The following is a 16,563-nucleotide window of genomic DNA, read 5'->3' as shown; positions in this document are numbered from 1 at the left end:
ATTCGTACATTTGCATCAGAAAGTCAGTTTATTATTTATATAATTCAAGGATTAGGATAAATTAATTATTATGTTTAAATCGGTTTAGCACTACAAGATTACAACCGTTTTCAAATTGGGGAATTTGAAAATTAATCGTTGAAGTATGGGGTATACAATAGGGATTGTTGATGACCATCCTTTGTTTCGTGAAGGAATTAAGGCCATCATATTGAATAATGAAAAAGTAGCAGAAGTTCTAACCTTTTGCGATGGAGATGACGTTATACGTTTTTTGAAAGGAGGGGGGAAGGCTGATGTTCTTTTTATGGACATTATTATGCCGGTTCGTGATGGTTTATACACAACTCAGTTTATAAAACAATATTATCCTGGTGTAAAAGTCTTGGCTCTATCGTCAATAGATAGGGTAGATTATGTTGAGAAAATGGTGGATGCCGGAGTTGATGGTTATGTGTTAAAAGAATGTAACGTTAATGAACTAACTCAAGCAATGGATGCTGTTTTATCAAACAATAACTATTTCTCTTCTAAAATTATAGTTGCATTATCAGAAAACACTAAGATGCGTTTTCAACAAAAAGTTGAGCCATCAGTTGTTTCTGTACTTTCTCAAAGAGAATTGGAAGTATTCAGACATCTATGCAATGGTTTAAGCAGGGGAGAAATCGCAAGTATTTTATTCATTTCTGAAAAGACTGTTGATAAGCACAAGGAAAATATTTTTAAAAAGACAGGCTGCAAAAATCTTGTTCATTTGGTTGTTACCGGAATTAAACAAGGTGTATTAAAAGTGGAAGAGTTGGAAAATTCATTCTAACGAGGTATTAAATAGTGTATTTTACTTTATTATATAGTGTTTAATTTTTCACATTTAATTAGGTAAATTGCTTAATTTAATTAGGTAATGAGTCTTCTGTTATTAAACATCTGTTTTCTAATTTTGAAATGATGAAGTGAATATATAGTTGGATCTATCTACTTGCTTCTTTTTCAACCTAATTTAAAAGATAAATTACAATGGCAGTTTGTGAGAAAGTAGAGAATTGTCCATTCTTTAATGAAAAGATGGCCAATATGCCAGCTACTGCAGCCGGTTATAAGAGAAAATTTTGTTTGGGAAATAATGAAAAATGTGCCAGATATATGGTACTTAAAAGTCTTGGAGGAAGCATGGTGCCAATGGATTTATTTCCAAATCAAATTGAAAAGGCTGAAAGATTGATTCTTGAGCAAACAATATAGCAATAATTGGGAAGGTGAATGAAGGGGCTACTTTGCAATTCATCAGGCCCCTTCGCTCTTTAAAGTATTAAGATAATGCAGTTTAATTGCATTGTCATAAAAATCTATCTAACCTAACCCTATCTTTAATCGATAAGATTATAATCACAATATTTTCTTTAAGGTCTTTTCTATTGCTTCAATTGTTTCTTCTGAATATCCTGTATGGAAATATATTAGTTCCTTGTTTTTTATAATAATATTCGTTGGTAGGCCTTGAGGTTTTTGCCCATTTTTAAAGGATAGATCCGGATTTAATTCAAATAAGTAATTCATCAAATCATGCTGTTCAAAAAGTTGATAATACAGAAAAGGGTATTTCTGTAATTCCATCCAATTATTGACATCTTGTTGCTGCTCAGTTGTTAAGGCCAAAAATAAAACATTGTCCTGTTCATATTTTTCTAATAATTTATTTAGTTGTGGTATCTCTTTTTGACATGGTTGACACCAGGTAGCCCATAAATTAATGACCAATATTTCTGTATCTCTTTCGTCTGATAGAAAGTCATTATTTGACAGTGCATCACGGATAGGTTCATCAATGGATTTATAGGTTCGAAAAATGCGACTGTTATTCCAATTCGTTAGTTGCGTATTAGCAATTAGAATGGTGATAAATGAAATGGTCAATATAAGAGGTAGTATTTTTTTCATCTTAACACAGATTTCTTCTTTGTAAATTATGGTACAGCAAATGGAAAACAAATGCCAAGTAAAAGGCTATAATAAGACCTTGATTAATGGTTAAAATTTGATTTCCAACAATTTGTTTTAGACTATCGATTGGAAGGAAATGAATCCAATCCGGATTGTGTTTTGTTATCAGGTATACCACCCAGCTTTCGAAAAACCAATAAAAAAGTACAGGAAGCAATAGCATGTGATTCCAGCGAATCGTTGACAGTAAAGCTGCTATCTGACCTAAGGCAAGTAACAACAAAAAGTATGAAATAACCGATGTTAATGGGGTTGAGGCTAATAACTCCCATGGCAGAATACCTCTTGTTATTGCTGAAATGGATGATGCAAAAAACATCACAAACAAAAATTGATTTACAAAAATCAGATTCTGTATAAACTGATAAATGTATAATTGATGTCGACTTAAGCCAAAAGCTAAGAGCATTTTATAATAGCCTGATCGATATAGATGGATGTAGTGTTGCAGTATCCAGATGGTGTAAAATAGAGCAATAAGTCCAGAACTTAACATGGCTGTTGATACTTTAATTGCCAATTGATCTTTATCGTAGGTATCTGCAGTTAGAAAAGAAATGAGTGCCATCAATCCAATGATTAGCACAAGACTCGTAAGTGGCAGTATTAATCGTTTTCCTTTAAGAAAATTGAATTCAAAGCGGAGCATTTTTATCATAGCTATAGGACTTCAATAATTTGTTGTTTTAAGTTATTATCTGATTTATCGGGTTTAAAGCCATAAACTAACCCTCCTTCTTTTAAAACATAGATTTCGGCAGCCAGCGTATCTAATTCTCCTAATATATGGGTTGATAAAAGAATGGTATTACCCTGTTTGATTTGATTATTAATAACTTCTCTTAGTTTATTCATCCCTAATGGATCTAAACCGTTGAAAGGTTCATCCCATATTTGTATTTTCGGATTACCTATTAATGAACAAGCTATCAATAGTCGTTTGCGCATACCTAGTGAGAGTGCTTTAAATGTTTTATTTCTATTTTCATCCAGATCCCAATATTTGATTTGATAATCAAGTTCATCCATTTTAGCATTACGTATGGAAATTACCATCTTTATTATCTGCAGCACTGTTAGATTGGGTTCGGTACTTACAGGTTCATAAACAATTCCGATATCTTGAGAGTTAAGGGATATTGTTCCTTTATTTGCTTGCAGCATTCCGGTAATGCAGTTAAATAGAGTAGATTTACCTGATCCATTTGCCCCGGCAAAAACATACAAACCCGGTTTAGTTATTTCCAGATTAATATTTTTCAATACGGTTAACTTTTGAAACTGATGACTCAGATTACTTATTTGTAGTATCATTACTTCCGTTTTCTTCAAATTGTAAATCCAGTGATTTTTCCCATTCCAGATCCTTGATTGCTTTTCCGGGTAGTGGTTTTAGCTGAACAATGTTATAATGCTCCCAGAATTCAGGACGGTATGGGTATTTCTTTTCTAATGTTTTTTCATCTCTGGCTAATTTATCCTTGTATTTAATTCTGTCCTGAAGTCGTTTATCGGTAATAACATCGGTAATTAAGAGGATCTCTTCAGCCCACTGCCTGTTCTCTATAATGGTATCATTATTCGTTTCTTTTATTGAGTACATAGGTGCATCAGGATAGGTTAAACCTTTAATGTATTTGAGGTAATATTTATCACCTATTTTTTGATATGAGCGTGAGGATTGCCAAAATATTCCATCTTTAAATGTTTTATATGCAAAATGAGATTCAAAAAACTTCCAGAATCTATCTAGTTGTACAATAGCCATATCATTTGAGTTGATATAGATGTATCCGCCATCCCATGAATGTATAGATTTTCGTTTGCCTCCACCCATTATTTCTGGTATATGGACATAGGTGTATTTTACTTTATACACTTTAAGAGTATCCATCCAAACGGCTCCTTCATATTCATATTCAAAATGGTCGTAGTCCATTAAGGGTCGGTACCACCATTCAGCCCGATAATGGCGAACGGTGTTTTGTCCATAGCATTTGTAAAAGATATTACGATGACCGAAAATCTTATCAAGCACCTTATATGCCAGCTTGTGTTTAGCGTCGTGTTGTATTAGATAATTGGTGCTTTTACGCATTTCTTCTATCTTAATTTTTGTGGTATTGTTTTCCGAATTTATTCCCTTGTCTTCTATCAGTAGAGCTGCTTCAATCAAATTTACATAGTCATCATCACGCATGGCAACCTGACGATAAAAGGCATCCATTTGAACGGTTTTTCTATGATAATTTCGTTTGATATTTTTAACAGCCAGTCTAACCAGATCTTCTGCAGAATTACCATTGGGCAACACCATTACTTCTGTTAAACTATAGGGTTTGGGCCTGATCCTGATTGTTAAATTGATGGAATCAGATGCAGGAATTAGTATGGTTGTATCAGCGTATCCCATGCTGGAGAATCGTAGTTCCTTGCCTGTTAATATTTCAGGAATATTTATCTCAAACCTGCCTATATCATTTGTAATGGTACCAGTTCCCCAATCCTTTTGTAAAATGTGAGCAAATGGTACTTCTTCACCATTTTCAGAATCAATTAGTTTACCACTTATTAATATATTTTTCTTTTCGAGTGGGGTAATAACTAATGTTGAATCGTGTTTTTCAATGTTGATTTTCGACTGTAGAGTTAATTCTTTAAGCAAATCATTCAAATTCATTGAATCGGAAGGTAGGGTAACTTTCTGATCCAGATTGACAAGATCATTGCTGTAACATATTTCAAAATGATTTTTGTGTGACAGACTGTCGAGTACAGTTTTTAAACTTTGTTTCTGGGCTGTAATAGAGCAGCTTATAGTAAGAAGGATGAATAGTATATACTTCATAAACTTAGGGTTAGAGTTTGGTTATCGGTTGAAAGTTTCAGTTGAAGGGTTAATGCTATTATTTGCAACGCATCTATTGCTTCTGTTTGTGTGATGCTACCGCTAAAGTGTAAGTCATTTATTAATGAAGTTGAAAGAGTAATGGGTGTTTGGTAATAATCTTCCAATTGTTTTACCAAGTCAATCAAAGCAATGTCTTTAAAGGTTAGTTTACCAGTTGCCCATGTTGAAAGGTTATCATTAATGGCAATTCTCTTTATGAGTTTACCATTCATCAAAGAGATTTCTTCTCCCGGTTTTACTAATTGTTTTGGTCCGAACCAGGTTAGGGAACTAAATTCTACCTTACCTTCATCAAGGTAAAGAACATCTTTATCTAAAGCATCTGAAACAAGTGTGAATTTGGTTCCCAGTACCTTTGTTTTAGTGTGGTTGGTTTCAACAATAAAGGGTTGATTTTTATTATGTGCTACATCAAAATATGCCTTTCCTTTTATTTTTACCCTGCGTGATTTAGCTTCAAATTTGTCAGGAAATTTAATTTCTGATCCGGGAGAAAGAACCACTATTGATCCATCAGGTAATTCTATTTTTTCTTGTTGTTGAGCAATTACAGATTGCCATCGCTTATCGTTATCAAATGGATTAAATAGTGTACTAATCATTAAACCAATCAATAAAATGGCTGCAATACCCGATACGCGTTTTATAAACAAGCGTCGATGGATTCGTTTTTTGGTTTGTGTTAAAGCGGGATCTATATTCGGATTAAAAGAAGATCTTTTTAGCTGTGTTTTACTCCAGGTTTTTTTGATGGATTCAAAGATTTCTCTGTTTTCGTTTGTTGACGACAGCCAGTCATCCAATTCTTTTTGTTCATCAATAGTTGCTGTGTTTTCTAACGAAGCAACGATAATATTATAGGGTATATTTTTCGACATGCGTTTTTTTATTAAGAGTAATGCCGAATGTATATCCCCTAAAAACCTCGAAAAAATTTTAAGAAATTTCTAAAAGAATCAATATTGCTGGTAAATGCTTGATGATTGGAGTCAGTTCTGTTCGTAATTTCTTAAGTGCTATGGTCATTTGACTTTCAACCGTTTTAACAGAAATTCCAAGATAATTGGCAATCTCTTCATTTGTTAATCCTTCTTTGCGACGCATAATAAAAATATCGCGGCATTTTTCGGGTAGATTTATAATTGCATTACTAATAGCTGTCTTAATAAAATCCAGATCGGGTTGATCACTGTTTTCAAACTCTGGTAAAAGTTGCTGCAGGTATTCAGCTTCGTAATTTTTGTTTTGTAATCTTCTTTTCCGTAAGCGAATACTTTCGTTGTAGACAGATTGGTATAGTAGTCCCTTAACGTTAGTTTTAATGAGCAATGTTTTTCGTTTCTCCCATAAGTAAACGAATACATTTTGAACGGCTTCTTCAGCCAGGTTTTCATAAGGGACAATGGTAAGTGCAAAACGACATAAGGATTGATAATACTCTTTAAATAGTACATCAAACCAATCGTTGATATTATCTAAATTATTGAAATTGAAGTTTATATGTTTAGGAGTCTGGGTCATTCGATTTGGTTACAATGTAGTAAAAGTAAGACTTTAAAAATATTATCCATTTAATCGGGCTGTTTATGGAAAGCTTTTTACAGTTTATCATTTAGTACCATTAAGCATTATTCAGGGAATTAGAACTTTACTATTTTTGTGACGTTGGTAGAGGAAGTTGAATGATGTAAAAACGATTGTATTGTGAAAAGTACGAATGCATATCATCAAATTGTAAAATGGCAGAAGGCAAATAATATTTGCATTGGCGATCAGATTACTTTTTTCCATAAGGGGCGTCGCAGGTCAGGTTATCTTACAGGTTTTGATATGGAAAATAATCCATTAAAATTAATAGTTCGATATATTAACCGTATTGGATGTATGCAAGTTGTAACTATAGATCGTGAGGCTGTAACATCAAAGTGCAAATATACCCGCCGTTTAAATCTCAATTTTTAAATGCAATAGTGGCGTAAATGGAATTGCTTTTTCATTAATTAATACGTCGTTGAATTCATCAATAGGGAAGAGTTGAAAACTATTATATTTAACATTCTCGCTATTAAATACATTAAGAATCGATAGTCCCACTTCGCCTGCAATTTTTTTGCCAGTAATTTGATAAATTATCGAAAAATCAACCCGGTTATAATCCGGTTCTAAGTATTCATATTTTACATTATCGGTAAATAATGGAAAACCAGATCCATATACATAACTTGCAGATGTGTGAATTGAACCAAAGTTTAGCAAGCCAGCCAGTTTAAATTCATGGGTTTGATCCTGAGGAGCACGTCTGTATTCATTGTCGGTAAAATAATCATATAGTTCTTCTGTACGGCTCAAAGAATAGGTTGTCCAGATTGAATGACCATTAAAATCCTTCTTAATATATAAATCTAAACCATAGCTTTTACTCTCTCCATCAGATACGTAGGCTGTTTGAGTAAATTGTATATAACGGGTAAGGTTTTCATTTTTTTTATAATAGGTATCTAAGCTAACTAAAAAATTATTTCGTGTATATGCTGCACCCATTACATAATGGGTTGATTTTAGAACTGGAACATCGTTGTATCCGCTCACATACCAGGCATAACGGATGCGATTGTTATCATCAACAATTGAGGTTCGGGCGATAAATTGATGATAAATACCCCAGGATGCATTAAACTTGAATAAACCTGGTTTGTATGATAAAGATATTCTGGGATCAAAATGGGTTTTGTTGATATGAGTAGGATAATTAAATCTAAATCCTGCTGTTGCAGTTAATGATTTTGCTATTTGTAATTCATCCTGTGCATAAAGCACAACTCGAGATGCGTTACTCAATAAGTCAATGTACGTTGAATCGTTGAGTTTTTCTGCTAATACGGTATTATTTTGAATAAATGAAAATCCAGCCGTTAATTTGTTGAGGTTATTTATTAGAAAATGATTTTTCCAATCTCCTTTTATTTCTTCAATTTCATTGGTTGCCTCTCTTGTATAACGAATAATTGATGAGTTACGGAATTCTCGTGATGAACGAATATTATAATCGTTATCATAGTACGAATAACTCAATTCGAGAGAAGAGGAATGACCGGATTGAAACGTTTTACCATAAAATGCAGCAGCACCAATTTGATTAGTTTTCTCATCAACATCCAGTGTTTCGTTAATAGTAAGACTTGTATTGGGGCGGTCAATGGTTGTATCCCGTTGGGCAAGCATACTAAATTCATCACCCCCTCCTAAAGCACTTATATAGAATAGGTCACCGTTATCTCCCTGAAGTGAGTATTTAATATTGAGATCTTTAAAGGTGTATTTGGGTTGATCGTAACTCCAGTTGTATTTTTCGATGTTGTTAATCTCTTGAAGCTGAACGTCACCAGAAGAAATCAAGTCGTAATAATTTTGTCGGTATGCCGCTATCAGGGATGATTTGTTTCCAACAGGCAGTTCCATCATTCCGTTGATGGTTTGGTTATTGATGAAAAGATGAAAGGACGGTTTGGTGAAATTACCGGTTCTTCCGTTTATATCAACTATACCCCCAATGAAATCACTTTCAGAGGCATCGTAACCACCTTTCATGATGTCAACATTTTTAACCATGTAAGGATTTACTGCACTTATGTTATCATTTAGATTTTTAAGCCCCCAGATTGTAAATCCATCAAACTGCACCGCACTTGTTCCTTCCGAACTTCCCCATAGAATTAAGTCGTTTGGATTTTCACCTGTTGCGGTTACTCCGGGTTGAAGTTTCAAAAGGTTAAATACCGAATTATCACCATTTCCGGGCAGATAATTGGCAATATGATGGTTGAGTTTTATTAACCCGGGTTTTTCACCCACCTGCGCTGATTTTTCAACAATATTATTGGTGACTCTTACCTCGGGAAGACCAACTACAGAAGGAACTAATTTTATGACGTGATGATTTCCGGCAGTTAGGACTGTATCCATTAAATAACAACCTAAATGAGAAGCTTTAACCTGATAGATACTGTCGCCTTGGAAAGAAAAGCTAAACATGCCTTTAATGTCGGTAACAGCTTGAATATTGTTTGCCGAAATATGCGAAAAGGGTAATGGCTCGTTGGTTCCTTTCTCTACTATTTTACCTATTAAGTAGTAGGTTTTAATTTCTGTGGATTGTTTAACTGCGTAAATGATATAAACCTGATCGTTTTTTTCGTAGGAGAGAGGAAGCCCTTGAAGAAGATCCTGAATAGCCTTCTCTGAATCTTCGTAGGTTCGGTACCGGGTAATTTTGAATTGGGATAATAGTTCGTCGTTAAATGAAAACTGCAAATTGTATAGCGAGCGCCACTCAATTAGCAGTTCATTTAAAGGTTTGTCAGTACATTCTAATTTTATTTTTTGTGCATAAATGTGTACTGAACTGAATACAATGAATAAAAGTAAAATGAATTTCTTCACCCGTCCTTTATTTACTCACCAGGTAACCACCATTGACTTTTTTGTACTCAAGATTTAATGCCAGACATACTGTATGCATTACATCTTCAATTGATTGTTCCCTGCTGAAATTTCCCGAATAGTTATAACTTAGTTTGGTATTGGTTTTAATTGAAACACCAAATTGACGTTCAATTTCTTCAAGTACCTGATTGATTGGAGTGGCGGTGAAAATAAACATTCCTTCCCTCCACAAAATGGTATTATTTGTGTCTTGTTGTGTGTGACTAATTACATTTCCGTTGTTTTGGATGATGGCTTGCTGATTGGGTAAAATATCAGCAGATTCACCACTTGCTGTGCTTATTACCCTTACCTTACCTGTATAACAGGTAACTTTATATTCATCTTTTCTCGAAAAAATGTTGAAACTGGTACCAAGCACAACAGTTTTTCCTTTTGATGAAAACACTTCGAATGATTTACCTTTTTCAACTTTGAAAAAACCTTCTCCTTCAAAATGAACGTGACGTTCCTGATTCCACCAATAAGGGTGATATTCTATACTGGATCCTGCATTTAATTCGATGCTTGATCCATCGGGTAAGAATGCTGTTAAATGCTGACCGGATTCGCACGTAACTGATTTAGTATAAAAGCGCATAAATGCTGTTGAAACCATCATAAGGACTAAAATAGCAGCCGCTGCATAAACGATTCTTAGATATTTAATGGGTTGAAGAGTTTTTTCAATAACGGGTGCCTTCTCTTCTTCGGAAGATATCAATTCTGACAGTTGATTCCATACTTCCTCTTTGGGTTTTGAAAATGAAACATCAAGCCCTGGCAGAGACTTTAAAAAGTCTTTGTCTGATTCTGGTAGATTATATTGCTTGTCTGTTTTCATTTTACTGTCAGTGATTGTCTTAAAAATTGTAAGGCGTTTTTCATCCTTTTCTCAACTGCCTTGACACTTAAATCAAGTCGTTCTGCTATTTCGTGATATTTAAGTTCTTCATTTCTGCTCATTAAAAAAACGACTCGTTGTATTTCCGGCATTTCATTAAGAGCTTTCTCATAGTTTAGTTGTAATTCTTTGTATCTCAATTCTTCTTCTGGTGTGATACTGTTGCCATTTTCTGCTGGTTTTGAAGTAAATTTCATTTCCAGTGTCTGTCTTCGTAAGCTGCTTATTAAAGCATCTTTTGCAATCTTGTATAATAAACCAATTAATTCATCAGGTGGTTTATTCAGTTTTTTCTCCCACAATTTAAGAAAGGCTTCCTGAGCAATGTCAGTAGATAATTCTGTATCTCCACATCGGTAGTATAAATACTTTCGAAGCGAATCAAAATGTTGATCAAACAGAATTTTAAAATCTTCCCGTCTCAAGTTGTTGAATTTTGCTTTGGCTAAAGTTAATGATTCTGAAAATAAGTAATTTGCTGCTAATCTAATTTTCTTTAATTTCCCGAAGAGTAGCGTCCTAATCTTCGGGAAAAACTAAGTTAAATAAGTGAACGGGAAATACTTAGTTAATTATTAGTGTTTTGATATTTTTTATCTCTTACTTTTTGTCCGATAATAAATTCGGTTGTTCCATCAGCAGTTGTATAAGTGGCAATATTGTCACATGTTCCATCACCGTAATCAATAACAGCAAATACTACTTCATTTTGTGAAAGAGTAACTTCACCAGATACAATATATCTGCAATCACCTGTTTTGATTAATGGTACAGTAATTTCTTTCTTAAACTCGTCTCCATCAGAATCAGATATCAATGAGTAGCCGGTAATTTCAAAAACATCATCTTCGTGAATAAATGGAGTATCCATTCCTTCAACCCATACTTTTGTTCTTTCTGATTCAATTGTGATAGTTGTTCCATCAGGTAAAGTAAAAGTTAAATTACGGGTGATGCTGATAGTATATTCATCCAACAAGAAGGTTTTAACAATAACACCATCAATTGAAATTGAATCAACAGTAAAGCTTTCGAATGTTATGGTACGTGTTGCACCACTCACGGTTCGTGGAGCTGAGATTTCAATGGTGATAATTCCGGAAATTACACGACCATTATTTAATACTGTGCTGTCGCCGTAGTCGATGGTAATAATTTTAGGGAAAGTACCGTTTTCTGAATCAACATTTACATTAGGGCAAACACCGTTTCTGTATCTGTATCTGAATGGATTATCGTTACCTCCAAATTTTAGTTCAGGAGTTTCAGTTTCAACAGCTACAATAGACAGAGCTTCTGAAGTTCCGGAGTACAGTTCAACTTCATATTCTGTTGCTTCAACAACATCCTCCAAAGTTGCGTCAGTTGTAACAACCGATTCAGTTGTCATTTTAAGATCAACATCTTCTAATGTTTGAACAGGTACCAAATTCTCATTTTTATTACAAGCTGTAAGTACCAGAACGCTTGTGATCACTGCAAATGCTAATTTTTTCATGACTATAAAATTTTAAGTTATGTTTTTTTATATCTAATTTAAATGCGTTTACAGTTATATACCGCACAAGCAATAATTCACCCTACCCAATTTTTTAATTTTTTTGAAATATTTTTTTACAGATCATTCATCAGGTTTATTTAATAAAAAAAGGCCGGGAAATCCGGCCTTATGATACTTTAATAAAAAGATAATCAGTAGATGATGATTATTCTGCGCTTTCAACAGGAGTTTCAACTTCTACACTATCTTTTTCGCAACATGCTTTTGTGCTGTCTTTTTCACAACATGCCTTATCTGTTGAGTCGGCTACAGCAGTTTCTACTGCTTCTTCTACGACTGTTGTTTCTTCTGTTACTTCACCACCTTGTGCGTTTGACTTTAATCCACATGATGATACAACGAATGCTGATACAGCAAGTACTAATAGAATTTTTTTCATGTTAATTTCTAGTTTGTGTTAATAAATGTGTGTTGGACTTTTTAATTATAACTTTAAAGTAAAGATATAGATTTAAACGAATATTGTAAGCTAATGTTACATTAAAACATGAAAATAAAACTATTAGGCAAAAATATTATAGATATTCAGGACACTGTTTATCATTACAAAAATGTTAAGAAGATGATAGAAAGCTTGTTTACTGCATAAAAAAAGCTGCCCCTTAAGGCAGCTCATGTATGTATATAAAGTTGTGTGAGTTTTAGTCTAAACCTCTTTGACGAAGCAGAGCTTCTATTTTAGGTTCACGTCCACGGAAATTCTTATACATTGTCATAGCATCTTCTGTTCCGCCCATTTCAAGAATGTTTTCGCGATAGGCCTTTGCAGTGTTTTGATCGTAAAGACTAGTTTCTTTAAAAGCTTCAAAGGCATCAGCATCCAATACACCTGACCAGATATAACTATAATATCCTGCCATGTAACCACCTCCAAATATGTGTTTGAAATAGGTTGATTTATAGCGAGATATTATTTCCGGTATTAATCCAATACCCTTCAAATAATCTTCTTCAAATTTTACCGGGTCAATATCCTGAACTTTTGTCTGCGTGTGATAATTCATATCCAATAATGCAGCTGCCAGATATTCAACTGTTGCAAAACCCTGGTTAAAATTGCCACTGTTTTTCAGCTTCTTGATCAATTCATCAGGAATAACCTCACCTGTTTTATAATGGTGTGCAAATTGTTTCATTACTTCCGGTTCGCCAGCCCAGTTTTCCATTATCTGAGATGGAAGTTCAACAAAATCGCGTGGAACTGATGTGCCCGATAACATATTATAGGTACAGTCGCTCAAAAGCTGATGTAAACTGTGTCCGAATTCATGAAATAGAGTACTTACTTCATCAAAACTCAAAAGTGCCGGTTTATCTCCAATAGCGGGTGTAAAGTTACATACAATGGTAACTACCGGTGGTATATTCTCTCCATTCTTACGATACTGTTTACGATAAGCTCCACACCATGCTCCCTGACTTTTGGTTGCTCTCGGATGCCAATCCATATAAAGAATTCCTTTGTGCGAACCATCTGCTTCCTTTACTTCAAAGGCTTGCGCATCGGGATGAGGTTTTGGAAAATCCCCTTTTATTTCTTCAAATTGAAGACCAAATAATTTACCTGCCAAATCAAATGCTCCATCACGAACAGTACTTAATTCAAAGTATGGGCGAATTTCATTTTCATCCAGGTTGTATTTTTCCTGACGAACTTTTTCAGCATAGTACCACCAGTCCCATGATTGAAGCTTGAAATTACTTCCTTCACGATCAATTATTTTCTGCATTTCTGCACGTTCTTTCTTTGCCACCGGAATAGCCCTATCCCATAATTGCTCAAGTAATTCATAAACGTTGTCAGCATTCTTTGCCATACGCTCTTCCAGTACAAAATCGGCATAGCTGTTGTATCCCAGCAGATGAGCTTTTTCAACACGAAGGTTGGTTAATTCAACCAATATATTCTTGTTGTCATTATCATTGTCGTTATTGCCTCTCATGTAGTAGCCCTTGTATAGCTTTTCTCTTAAATCACGGTTCTGAGCATATGATAAGAACGGTAACATACTTGGTTTTTGAGTTGTGAAAACCCATTTACCTTCTAAATCCATCGCTTTCGCAGTTTCGGCAGCTGCAATAATTGAAGATTCTGGTAGTCCGGCCAAATCCTCTTCCTTGTCAACTACTAATTTAAATGCGTTTGTTTCGGCCAAAACATTCATGTTAAATTGATTGCTCAATTCTGACAGGCGCATATTTATTTTACGAAGTTGTTCAGCTTGCTCTCCTTTAAGATTCACCCCACTACGGATAAAGCCTTTATATGTTTTTTCAAGTAATATTGATTGCTCTGTTGTAAGGTCAAGCTTATTTTTTTGAGTATAAACTTCCTGTACTCTTTTAAAAAGATCAGGATTCATATTAATGTCATCGTTATGAACACTAAGTTTTTTAAGAATTTCAGGAGCAACTGCTAAAAGAGAATCAGTTCCGTGAGCCGATTTTAAAGAGAAAAATACTGAAGAGACTTCGCTTAAAAGATTACCCGTATAATCCAATGCAACAATGGTATTTTCAAATGATGGAGCTTCTGTATTGTTAATAATAGCCTCTACCTCTGCTTTTTGTAGTTCCATTCCTTTTTCAAAAGCAGGAAGAAAGTGTTCAACCTTTATTTCTTCGAAAGGAGGCACATTAAATTTAGTATTGTATTCGGCAAAAAATGGATTCATATCCGTTTCAGTTTTTTGGTTTGTTTTGCATCCACTTATAACAAATGATGCGACCAAAGCTAATGCTAAGATTTGTTTCATTCTATATATTTATAATTTACGTGATTGTTGTTTCCCAAAGAACCTGCAATTTAATATTTTGTTCTAAACTGTAATATGACAAAATTCAGTTTGTTACAGGTTGTGTTACGGTAGTTTACATTTTGTATTTTGCAGATAGATGAACATTGAAGAAACTGTGCTGTTTCCATTCGTAACAGTTATTGGTTAATACCAAATATTATTCATGTTTTAAGAGCCGAATTTTAAGTATTATTGTCGAAATATTTGGCTATAAAGAGTTTTAAGAGAAATGGTGAAAATAAAAAGCAGGGTATCCAAACCAGAATGGCTAAAAATTCAATTGCCGAACACAGCCGATTATAATTGGATGCATAAAACCATACGAGATAATAAATTACATACGATTTGCACAAGTGGTAAATGTCCGAATGCTGCAGAGTGTTGGGGTAACGGAACTGCCACTTTTATGATTCTTGGAGATATTTGTACACGTGCATGTAAATTCTGTAATGTAAAAACCGGTAAACCAAATCCGGTTGACTTGAAAGAACCTCTCAGGATCGCAAGATCCATACAGATAATGAAATTAAAACATGCGGTTATAACATCCGTTGATAGGGATGATCTGGAAGATGGAGGAGCTGAAATATGGGCTGCTACCATCAGAAAAACCAAAGAGCTAAATCCAAATACAACGATGGAAGTATTAATTCCTGATTTTAACGGATTGCATCATTTAGTACAAACGGTTATGGATGCTAAACCTGAGGTTATCTCACATAACCTTGAGACAGTTAGAAGATTAACCCCTGTAATACGAACCAAGGCTAAATACGACATTAGTTTACGAACTTTAAAATATATTGCTGACGCTGGTATGGTGGCTAAATCAGGTATTATGCTTGGATTAGGAGAAAAGGAGGAAGAGGTGTATGAAACAATGGATGATCTTCTGTCTGTTGGAGTAAAGGTAATGACCATCGGGCAGTATCTTCAGCCAACCCAAAATCATCTACCTGTTGCTGAATATATAACACCTGAACAGTTTAAGAAGTATGAAGAAGTGGGTTTAGAAAAAGGATTTAAATATGTTGAAAGTGGGCCATTGGTTCGGTCGTCATATCACGCTGATAAACATATTAATGCATTAAAATAAATATATGAACCCCTCCATTACTATTTTCGAAGATCTAGGAATCAGTGATTATAAAAAAGTCTGGGATTACCAGGAAGAACTTTTTGCAAAAGTAGTTGATACAAAGTTATATAATCGTGAGAATCCGAGTGTATTAAAAGAAGTAGTTAATCATTTATTGTTTGTTGAGCATCCTCATGTTTATACATTAGGTAAAAGTGGTGTTCAGAATAATTTGTTGATAAATGAGCAATTCCTGAAGCAGATAAATGCAACCTTTTATAAGATTAACAGAGGTGGTGATATCACTTATCATGGCCCTGGTCAAATTGTTGGTTATCCAATCTTTGATTTAGAAGTGATGGAACTGCAAGTGAAGAGTTATATTCATAATCTTGAACAAAGTATAATTGAAACCATTGCAGAGTATGGAATAGAGGGTGAGCGCTTAGAAGGTGCTACCGGAGTATGGCTGGATACTAAAGTTCCGGGAAAAGCAAGAAAAATTTGCGCAATTGGAGTTAAAGCCAGTCGTTATGTGTCGATGCATGGATTTGCGCTGAATGTAAATACCGATCTAAACTATTTCAATCATATTAATCCATGTGGTTTTGTTGATAAAGGTGTGACATCATTACAAAAGGAATTGGGTAGAAGTTTGGATATGGTTGAAGTAAAAGATATACTGTTGAAAAAAATATCAAAAATATTTAATCTTGAATTAAGGAAGTGACGGCTAATTATATAACTTGCTTATTAATTCGAATAAGACGTAACAAAAAAGTATTATTTTATAACGTTTCTTTGATTTAAGTAAATTTTTAGAAA

General features: G+C 34.2%; 17 protein-coding genes. 5 read left to right on the top strand and 12 right to left on the bottom strand.

Annotated features, from left to right (window positions below; genetic code table 11):
- The first annotated feature begins 145 nt into the window (after positions 1-145).
- On the top strand, positions 146-820 hold the full coding sequence (locus ACRD62_RS00235; protein WP_430818108.1) for a response regulator transcription factor: 675 nt from the start codon (positions 146-148) through the stop codon (positions 818-820).
- Between the two features lie 200 nt (positions 821-1,020).
- Positions 1,021-1,245, top strand: a complete 225-nt coding sequence (locus tag ACRD62_RS00230) for a hypothetical protein (RefSeq protein ID WP_430818107.1) — start codon at positions 1,021-1,023, stop codon at positions 1,243-1,245.
- Positions 1,246-1,389: 144 nt separating this feature from the next.
- Here ACRD62_RS00230 and ACRD62_RS00225 read toward each other — a convergent pair whose 3' ends face one another.
- The 6 genes from ACRD62_RS00225 to ACRD62_RS00200 all read right to left on the bottom strand — a co-directional run bounded on the left by ACRD62_RS00225 (position 1,390) and on the right by ACRD62_RS00200 (position 6,436).
- Positions 1,390-1,941 carry a TlpA family protein disulfide reductase gene (locus ACRD62_RS00225; RefSeq protein WP_430818106.1) on the bottom strand — a complete coding sequence of 184 codons (552 nt, stop codon included), beginning with the start codon at positions 1,939-1,941 and terminating at the stop codon, positions 1,390-1,392.
- 1 nt (position 1,942) lies between these two features.
- Positions 1,943-2,572: a hypothetical protein gene (locus tag ACRD62_RS00220; RefSeq protein ID WP_430818105.1), complete on the bottom strand. Its 630-nt coding sequence runs from the start codon at positions 2,570-2,572 to the stop codon at positions 1,943-1,945.
- A gap of 92 nt (positions 2,573-2,664) precedes the next feature.
- Positions 2,665-3,318 (bottom strand): ABC transporter ATP-binding protein, encoded by a 654-nt coding sequence (locus ACRD62_RS00215; protein WP_430818104.1) that lies wholly within the window; start codon positions 3,316-3,318, stop codon positions 2,665-2,667.
- Positions 3,299-4,852: a carboxypeptidase-like regulatory domain-containing protein gene (locus ACRD62_RS00210; protein ID WP_430818103.1), complete on the bottom strand. Its 1,554-nt coding sequence runs from the start codon at positions 4,850-4,852 to the stop codon at positions 3,299-3,301. Before ACRD62_RS00210 ends, ACRD62_RS00215 begins: the two co-directional genes overlap by 20 nt.
- Positions 4,849-5,793 carry a FecR family protein gene (locus ACRD62_RS00205; RefSeq protein ID WP_430818102.1) on the bottom strand — a complete coding sequence of 315 codons (945 nt, stop codon included), beginning with the start codon at positions 5,791-5,793 and terminating at the stop codon, positions 4,849-4,851. Before ACRD62_RS00205 ends, ACRD62_RS00210 begins: the two co-directional genes overlap by 4 nt.
- A 58-nt stretch (positions 5,794-5,851) precedes the next feature.
- Positions 5,852-6,436 (bottom strand): RNA polymerase sigma-70 factor, encoded by a 585-nt coding sequence (locus ACRD62_RS00200; RefSeq protein ID WP_430818101.1) that lies wholly within the window; start codon positions 6,434-6,436, stop codon positions 5,852-5,854.
- A gap of 183 nt (positions 6,437-6,619) precedes the next feature.
- Here ACRD62_RS00200 and ACRD62_RS00195 point away from each other — a divergent pair, with 183 nt between their 5' ends.
- Positions 6,620-6,877 carry a hypothetical protein gene (locus ACRD62_RS00195; RefSeq protein ID WP_430818100.1) on the top strand — a complete coding sequence of 86 codons (258 nt, stop codon included), beginning with the start codon at positions 6,620-6,622 and terminating at the stop codon, positions 6,875-6,877.
- On the opposite strand, the gene ACRD62_RS00190 is transcribed toward ACRD62_RS00195, so the two are convergent.
- The 6 genes from ACRD62_RS00190 to ACRD62_RS00165 all read right to left on the bottom strand — a co-directional run bounded on the left by ACRD62_RS00190 (position 6,860) and on the right by ACRD62_RS00165 (position 14,618).
- A complete protein-coding gene (locus tag ACRD62_RS00190; protein ID WP_430818099.1) occupies positions 6,860-9,355 on the bottom strand; it encodes a TonB-dependent receptor in 2,496 nt (831 codons plus the stop codon). The two genes, ACRD62_RS00195 and ACRD62_RS00190, sit on opposite strands and share 18 nt — an antisense overlap.
- Positions 9,356-9,362: 7 nt before the next feature.
- Complete coding sequence (locus ACRD62_RS00185; RefSeq protein ID WP_430818098.1) at positions 9,363-10,241, bottom strand: FecR family protein; 879 nt, start codon at positions 10,239-10,241, stop codon at positions 9,363-9,365.
- Complete coding sequence (locus ACRD62_RS00180; RefSeq protein WP_430818097.1) at positions 10,238-10,726, bottom strand: sigma-70 family RNA polymerase sigma factor; 489 nt, start codon at positions 10,724-10,726, stop codon at positions 10,238-10,240. The genes ACRD62_RS00185 and ACRD62_RS00180 overlap by 4 nt, the downstream gene beginning before the upstream one ends.
- Positions 10,727-10,869: 143 nt before the next feature.
- A complete protein-coding gene (locus ACRD62_RS00175) occupies positions 10,870-11,799 on the bottom strand; it encodes a hypothetical protein (RefSeq protein ID WP_430818096.1) in 930 nt (309 codons plus the stop codon).
- 208 nt (positions 11,800-12,007) lie between these two features.
- On the bottom strand, positions 12,008-12,241 hold the full coding sequence (locus tag ACRD62_RS00170; protein ID WP_430818095.1) for a hypothetical protein: 234 nt from the start codon (positions 12,239-12,241) through the stop codon (positions 12,008-12,010).
- Positions 12,242-12,503: 262 nt separating this feature from the next.
- A complete protein-coding gene (locus tag ACRD62_RS00165) occupies positions 12,504-14,618 on the bottom strand; it encodes a M3 family metallopeptidase (RefSeq protein ID WP_430818094.1) in 2,115 nt (704 codons plus the stop codon).
- A 271-nt stretch (positions 14,619-14,889) separates the two neighbouring features.
- Between ACRD62_RS00165 and lipA the strand changes: the two genes are divergently transcribed.
- Together lipA and lipB are read left to right on the top strand one after the other, a co-directional pair.
- Entirely contained in the window at positions 14,890-15,756 is an 867-nt protein-coding gene (gene lipA, locus ACRD62_RS00160) for a lipoyl synthase (RefSeq protein WP_430818093.1), read from the top strand.
- Positions 15,757-15,760: 4 nt separating this feature from the next.
- On the top strand, positions 15,761-16,468 hold the full coding sequence (lipB, locus tag ACRD62_RS00155; protein ID WP_430818092.1) for a lipoyl(octanoyl) transferase LipB: 708 nt from the start codon (positions 15,761-15,763) through the stop codon (positions 16,466-16,468).
- Positions 16,469-16,563: the final 95 nt, after the last annotated feature.

Source organism: Carboxylicivirga caseinilyticus, assembly GCF_050589785.1.
GTDB classification, from domain to species: domain Bacteria; phylum Bacteroidota; class Bacteroidia; order Bacteroidales; family Marinilabiliaceae; genus Carboxylicivirga; species Carboxylicivirga caseinilyticus.
Note: the sequence above shows the minus strand (reverse complement) of the source record. Positions and strands in the feature narration are given on the sequence as shown.

Excerpts from the sequence above, each read along its gene's own strand:
- ACRD62_RS00235 (WP_430818108.1), top strand. The coding sequence starts at position 146 with ATGGGGTATACAATAGGGATTGTTGATGACCATCCTTTGTTTCGTGAA.
- ACRD62_RS00200 (WP_430818101.1), bottom strand. The coding sequence starts at position 6,436 with ATGACCCAGACTCCTAAACATATAAACTTCAATTTCAATAATTTAGAT.
- ACRD62_RS00165 (WP_430818094.1), bottom strand. The coding sequence starts at position 14,618 with ATGAAACAAATCTTAGCATTAGCTTTGGTCGCATCATTTGTTATAAGT.
- ACRD62_RS00205 (WP_430818102.1), bottom strand. The coding sequence starts at position 5,793 with ATGTCGAAAAATATACCCTATAATATTATCGTTGCTTCGTTAGAAAAC.
- ACRD62_RS00230 (WP_430818107.1), top strand. The coding sequence starts at position 1,021 with ATGGCAGTTTGTGAGAAAGTAGAGAATTGTCCATTCTTTAATGAAAAG.
- ACRD62_RS00215 (WP_430818104.1), bottom strand. The coding sequence starts at position 3,318 with ATGATACTACAAATAAGTAATCTGAGTCATCAGTTTCAAAAGTTAACC.
- ACRD62_RS00210 (WP_430818103.1), bottom strand. The coding sequence starts at position 4,852 with ATGAAGTATATACTATTCATCCTTCTTACTATAAGCTGCTCTATTACA.
- ACRD62_RS00170 (WP_430818095.1), bottom strand. The coding sequence starts at position 12,241 with ATGAAAAAAATTCTATTAGTACTTGCTGTATCAGCATTCGTTGTATCA.
- lipA (WP_430818093.1), top strand. The coding sequence starts at position 14,890 with ATGGTGAAAATAAAAAGCAGGGTATCCAAACCAGAATGGCTAAAAATT.
- ACRD62_RS00220 (WP_430818105.1), bottom strand. The coding sequence starts at position 2,572 with ATGGCACTCATTTCTTTTCTAACTGCAGATACCTACGATAAAGATCAA.
- ACRD62_RS00225 (WP_430818106.1), bottom strand. The coding sequence starts at position 1,941 with ATGAAAAAAATACTACCTCTTATATTGACCATTTCATTTATCACCATT.
- lipB (WP_430818092.1), top strand. The coding sequence starts at position 15,761 with ATGAACCCCTCCATTACTATTTTCGAAGATCTAGGAATCAGTGATTAT.
- ACRD62_RS00185 (WP_430818098.1), bottom strand. The coding sequence starts at position 10,241 with ATGAAAACAGACAAGCAATATAATCTACCAGAATCAGACAAAGACTTT.
- ACRD62_RS00175 (WP_430818096.1), bottom strand. The coding sequence starts at position 11,799 with ATGAAAAAATTAGCATTTGCAGTGATCACAAGCGTTCTGGTACTTACA.